General features: G+C 74.3%; 1 protein-coding gene and 1 pseudogene. Both read right to left on the bottom strand.

Annotated elements, in window-relative coordinates; all coding sequences use genetic code 11:
• Positions 1 to 130: 130 nt before the first annotated feature.
• Positions 131 to 3253: an AAA family ATPase gene (locus ABZ855_RS48040; RefSeq protein ID WP_360820323.1), complete on the bottom strand. Its 3123-nt coding sequence runs from the start codon at positions 3251 to 3253 to the stop codon at positions 131 to 133.
• A gap of 1575 nt (positions 3254 to 4828) precedes the next feature.
• A pseudogene (locus ABZ855_RS48035) lies at positions 4829 to 5062 on the bottom strand (SCO5717 family growth-regulating ATPase); the annotation flags it as partial.
• Positions 5063 to 5479: the final 417 nt, after the last annotated feature.

Genomic DNA, 5479 nt, shown 5'->3' with positions numbered 1-5479 from the left:
CGGCCCGTGGTGCTCTGCCTCGTATGCGGGGCCCCCGCCCTCCGGGCCCCGGCCCCGGGGGCCCGGCCGCCGGCCTCCTGGCCAGGGCCTCCCGCGCGGGGGCCCCCGGCCCCCCGGCCGCCTTCTTCGTTCACCCCTGCTGCGGGTGACCCGGTTGCGGAGGCTGCTGCTGGGGCGGCTGGAAGGGCTGCCCGGGCTGCGGCGGGTAGCCGTACGGCTGCTGCGGAGGGTACGGCTGACCGGGCTGCGGCGGCGGCGCGTACTGCCCGGGCTGGCCGGGCGGCGGTGGGTACTGGCCGGGCTGGCCGGGCGGCGGTGGGTACGGGTGGCCCTGCCCCGGAGCCGGGGGTGCCGCCGGATACGGCTGCCCCGGAATCTGCTGCTGGTGTCCCGGCATCGGCGGGGCGGCGACCGGCGGCGGATTGCCGTCGGACGTCCACAGCCCGTGCATCTGCTGATGCCGTACGAAGTCCTCGGCGACCATGGCGGCGAGGTTGAAGTACGCCTCGCGGACCTTGGGCCGCATCATGTCGAGGTCGACCTCGGCACCGGCGGCGAGGTGCTCGTCGAAGGGCACCGTGACGACACCGCGGCAGCGCGTCTCGAAGTGGGAGACGATGTCCTCGACCTTGATCATCTTGCCGGTCTCGCGCACACCGGAGATGACGGTGATGGACCGTGAGACCAGATCCGCGTAGCCGTGCGCGGACAGCCAGTCCAGTGTCGTACTGGCGCTGCTGGCGCCGTCCACGGACGGCGTCGAGATAATGATCAGCTGATCGGCGAGGTCGAGGACGCCCCGCATGGCGCTGTAGAGCAGGCCGGTACCGGAGTCGGTCAGGATGACCGGGTACTGCTTGCCCAGGACGTCGATCGCGCGCCGGTAGTCCTCGTCGTTGAAGGCCGTGGAGACGGCCGGGTCGACGTCGTTGGCGATGATCTCCAGCCCGGACGGCGCCTGGGAGGTGAACCGCCGGATGTCCATGTACGAGTTGAGGTACGGGATCGCCTGGACGAGGTCACGGATGGTGGCCCCGGTCTCGCGCCGCACACGGCGGCCGAGCGTACCGGCGTCCGGGTTGGCGTCGATGGCGAGGATCTTGTCCTGCCGCTCGGTGGCCAGGGTCGAGCCGAGCGCGGTGGTCGTGGTCGTCTTGCCGACACCGCCCTTGAGACTGATCACGGCGATGCGATAGCAGGACAGCACCGGCGTGCGGATCAGCTCGAGCTTGCGCTGCCGCTCGGCCTCCTCCTTCTTCCCGCCGATCTTGAACCGGGAGGGCGCGGCTGCCGGCCGGCCGCTCTTCGCCTTCTGCTTCTTGTTGTTGAGCAGCCGGTCGGAGGACAGTTCGACGGCCGCGGTGTAACCGAGCGGCGCTGCACCGGGGTTGGTCATCTGGCGCTGGTCGTGCTGCATCGGCTGCGGCCAGGCGGCCCCGGTACGCGGATCCACGGGCGGCTGCGGCCCGGCGGCCTCCGGCGCGGGCCGACCGTACGGCTGCGGCGGCGAGAGGGGACCGGCCTGCCCCGAAACCGGCGGCGGCGACTGAGGCCCGGCCTGCGGCTGAGCCCCGTCGGCCTGCTGCGGCACCTGAGGCTGCGGTGGCGCCTGCCGCGCGGCCGCCTGCGGGAAGGGGAAACCGTACCCACCGGGCACCCCGGGGACAACAGGCTGCCCCGGGTGCGGGAAGCCGTAGCCGGGCGGCGGAGGAGCAGGCGACCCGGCGGGCGATGGAAACCCGTACCCGCCCTGAGGAACCGGCCCGGGGACGGGCGGCCCGGTCGGCGCGGGTGCCGGCGCCGGTGCGGGGCCCGGCGGCACGGAGTCGGGGGCCGAACCCGGGGGAGTGGAGCCGCCCGGGGTGGCGGGAGCCGGGGGCTGAACGTCGGACTGGGGGGAGCCGGGGCCGGCGGGGGCCGCGGCGCCGGGGGGCGGGAAGCCGTATCCGGCTTGGGTGTTGGGGGCTGCCGGGTTCGGGGCGGGTGCTCCCGGGTGGGGCAGGTTGGGGTTGTTCTGGGGGTTGGGGGTCGTGGGTGTGGTTGCTGGCGCGCCGGGGGGCGGCGGGAATCCGTACCCCGCTTGGGTGGTGGGGGCTGCCGGGTTCGGGGCGGGTGCACCGGGGTGGGGCAGGTTGGGGTTGTTCTGGGGGTTGGGGGTCGTGGGTGTGGTTGCTGGCGCGCCGGGGGGCGGCGGGAATCCGTACCCCGCTTGGGCGTTGGGACCTGCCTGGGCCGGGAGGGGTGCACCCGGGTGGGGCAGGCTGTGACCGCTCTGGGGGTGGGGGAAGCCGTAGCCGCCCTCAGGGCCCGTGGTGTCGGTCGGCGTTGCCGAGGGCGACCCGGCGGGGGAGGACCCCGGCGCGGGGGCAGGGGTGCCCGGGGCCGGCGCACCTGGGGTCGGGACGCTGTGTCCGGCCTGGGCGTCGGGCCCCGCCGGGTTCGAGGTGGGTGCTCCCGGCGGAGGGAAACCGTAACCGCCCTGGGGGTTCGGGGCGGGGGTTGGCGCACCTACGGGCGAAACGCTGGGCTCGCCCTGGGGGTTGGGGCCCGCTGGGCCGACGGCAGGCACTCCCGGTTGGGGGAGGCTGCCACTCTCGGGGCTGGGGGCCGTGGGTGCGGGTGCAGGCGCTGGTGCGCCGGGGGGCGGGAATCCGTATCCGGCTTGGACGTTGGGGCTTGCCGGGGCCGGGGTGGGTGCGCCCGGCTGGGGGTAGCCGTAGCCGCCCTCGGGGTTTGGGACGGGGGCTGGGGCGCCAGGGGCTGGCGTGCCGGGCGCGCCCTGGGCGTTGGGGGCTGAGGGGCTCGGCGTGGGCGTTCCCGGGTGGGGGAAGCCGTAGCCGCCCTGGGGGTTCGGGGCGGGGGCCGGTGTGCCGGGCTCGCCCTGGGCGTTGGGGCTTGCTGGGTTCGGGGTGGGTGCTCCCGGCGGAGGGAAGCTGTAGCCGCCCTGGGGGTTCGGGGCGGGGGCCGGTGTGCTGGACGCGCCCTGGGCGTTGGGGGCTGCCGGGGCCGGTGTGGACGCTCCGGGGTGAGGGAAGCCGTAGCCGGCCTGCGGGGCCGGGGCGGGCGCGATGCTGGGCTGGCCCTGGGGGGGTGTGCCTGCCGGGTTCGGGGTGGGCGTTCCCGGATGGGGGAAGCCGTAGCCGGCCTGCGGGGTCGGGGCGGGCGGTACGCCGGGCTGGTCCTGAGGGTTCGGGCTCGCCGGGTTAGAGGCGGGTGCTCCCGGGTGCGGCTGGTTGGGGTCGCTCTGAGGCATGGGTGCCGGTGCGCCGGGGGGCGGGAAGCCGTATCCCGCCTGCGCGTTGGTGCCCGTCGGGCCGGCGGCGGGCGTGTTCGGCGGAGGGAAGCCGTAGCTGGTGCCGCCCTGGGGGTTCGGGGCCTGCGGCCGGCCGGCCGGGGGCGGGAAGCCGTACCCCGCCTGGGTGTTGGGGGCCGGAGCCGCCTGCGGGGGGAAGCCGTAGCCGGCCGGCGGTGCGCCAGGGGTCGGGGACTGCGCGGTCGGGTGCGGGGGCGGGAAGCCGTACCCCGCCTGCGGGGTGGCAGGAGCCGGTGGCGACGGCGGGGCGTTCCAGGCGGCGGGCGCGGGCTGCGGGGCCTGCGGCTGGAAGGGGGGCTGCGCCGACGGTACGGGCGGCTGCAGGCCCGGCACGGCGGGCGGCTGAGACTGCTGACCCGGCGCCGGGGCGGTCGACGCAGCCTGGGGCTGGACCGGCGCTGCTTCCGGCTGGGGGTTCTGCTGGGCGGGCCACTGTCCCGCCGGAACCGGAGCGGCCGGCTGGAACGACGGAGGCAGCGGCGGCAGGCCGCGCTGAGTGGTCGACGGGGGCGCCCACGAGGGCGGCACCGTCCCGGGCGCGCCCTCGGGCAGCGGGGGCAGGTTGAGCGGGGCGCTGGGCACCGAGTCCCGCGCGGGCGCGGCCGGTGCGGAGTTCCGTACGTCATCGTCCGTGTCCGCCGCAGCCAGCGCGTCTTCGGACTCGGTGGCAGCCTCGGGCTCGGGGTCCTCGGCGTCGGCGACCACCGGTTCGGCGGCTACAGCTTCCTCAGGCTCCACGGCGACGTGCTCGGCGTTCGCGGTGTCCTCGGTCTCCGTGTCCTCGAGCTCGGCCGCCTGCGGCGATACGGAGGCATCGGCGGCGTCCTGATCCTGGGACTCGTCCACCCGGTGATCGGGAACGGCGTCGCTCGCGTCTTCGGCGTCCGTACCCTCCGTACCCTCGTCCACCTCAACCTCAGCGGAGGGCGCGACCACGTCGTCCACGGACTCCGGGACACTCGCCGAGACTGCGACAGCCTCGGCCTCGACGTCCACCTCGCCGGAGTCGTCGGCGTCGTCGGTCACGAGTACCGGCTCGGCATCGCGCTGCGCGGCGGCAGGGGTGATGCGCATCGTCGAGCCGCTCTCCAGGTCACCGTCTCCCACCGCGTCCGTCGGCGGAGCCGGAGGGGTCCACTGGGCCTGGAATCCGCCCACGGGAAAGCTGGGGACAGCCGTGGGGCTCGCGGGACCGCCCGGAGCCGCCGACTGCGGCACCGCAGGCTGGAACCCACCACTCACCGGCAGCCGGGGCACACCGACAGGACTCACGGGACCAGGGTCAGAAGGAACGGAAGAAGCAGGCGCAGCACCGGGGACGGAACCCTCCGCACCCACACCCGCACCCGCACTCGACGCCACGTCCGCGCCGGTACCTGCATTCGCATCCGCGTCACCGGACGACCCTGCGTCCGATTGGACATCCGGTTCGACATCCGGTTCGGCCTCCGACTCGACGTCAGATTCCGTACTCGTCTCTTCCCGCGACGCCCCCGACCCCCCCGACGCGTTCTGCGTGTACCAGGCAGGCGTCGCGTAATCGATGGTGAACTCGCCCGTCATCTCGCTGGCGGACTCCGCGTCGGACTGGTCATCGCCGGGTGTGGCCCAGCCCCCGCGGATCCCGTCCGGATCGCTGTTCACAATTCCTCCTGGTGTGGTCGAGCACCCTCTTGTTGTGCTGGCCGACCATTTCTCGTCTGTATTCGTCTCGTCCGCGGCCGGCTTTCCCGTGGGTTGTGTCCACATCGTCCGGCGTCGGGCGGTGGAGGTCGTCCGATCTGTCCGGCTCTCCCCCCGGTACTCCACCCAGCCTAATCACCACGGCCCCCGCCCCGGCAGGCCCGTCCGCCCCTCAGCGACCGTCCAATACGTCACAGCCTGACCGGAACCGAATCCAGCTGCTCTCGAACCGCCTTCCAAGGCAAGAGAGTTGACAGGACCGGCACTACATCCGCCCCACCGGTTCCCCAACCTCACATGCATAGTAGGCGGCCCCTCTGACAAGTCCCCTCGCGAAAAACGGCAAGAAAAGAGGGGTGGGGGGGGGGGGGGGGGCCCCCCCCCCCCCCCCCAAAAAAAAAAAAAAAAAACACAAAAAAAAAAAAAAAAACCCCCCCCCCCCAGAGAGGCGCAGGGCGAGGGGGCCGCGGGGCGCCCGCGCCC

Origin of the sequence: Streptomyces sp. NPDC047042 (genome assembly GCF_040644035.1) — a bacterium.
GTDB lineage: Bacteria > Actinomycetota > Actinomycetes > Streptomycetales > Streptomycetaceae > Streptomyces.
Note: the sequence above shows the minus strand (reverse complement) of the source record. Positions and strands in the feature narration are given on the sequence as shown.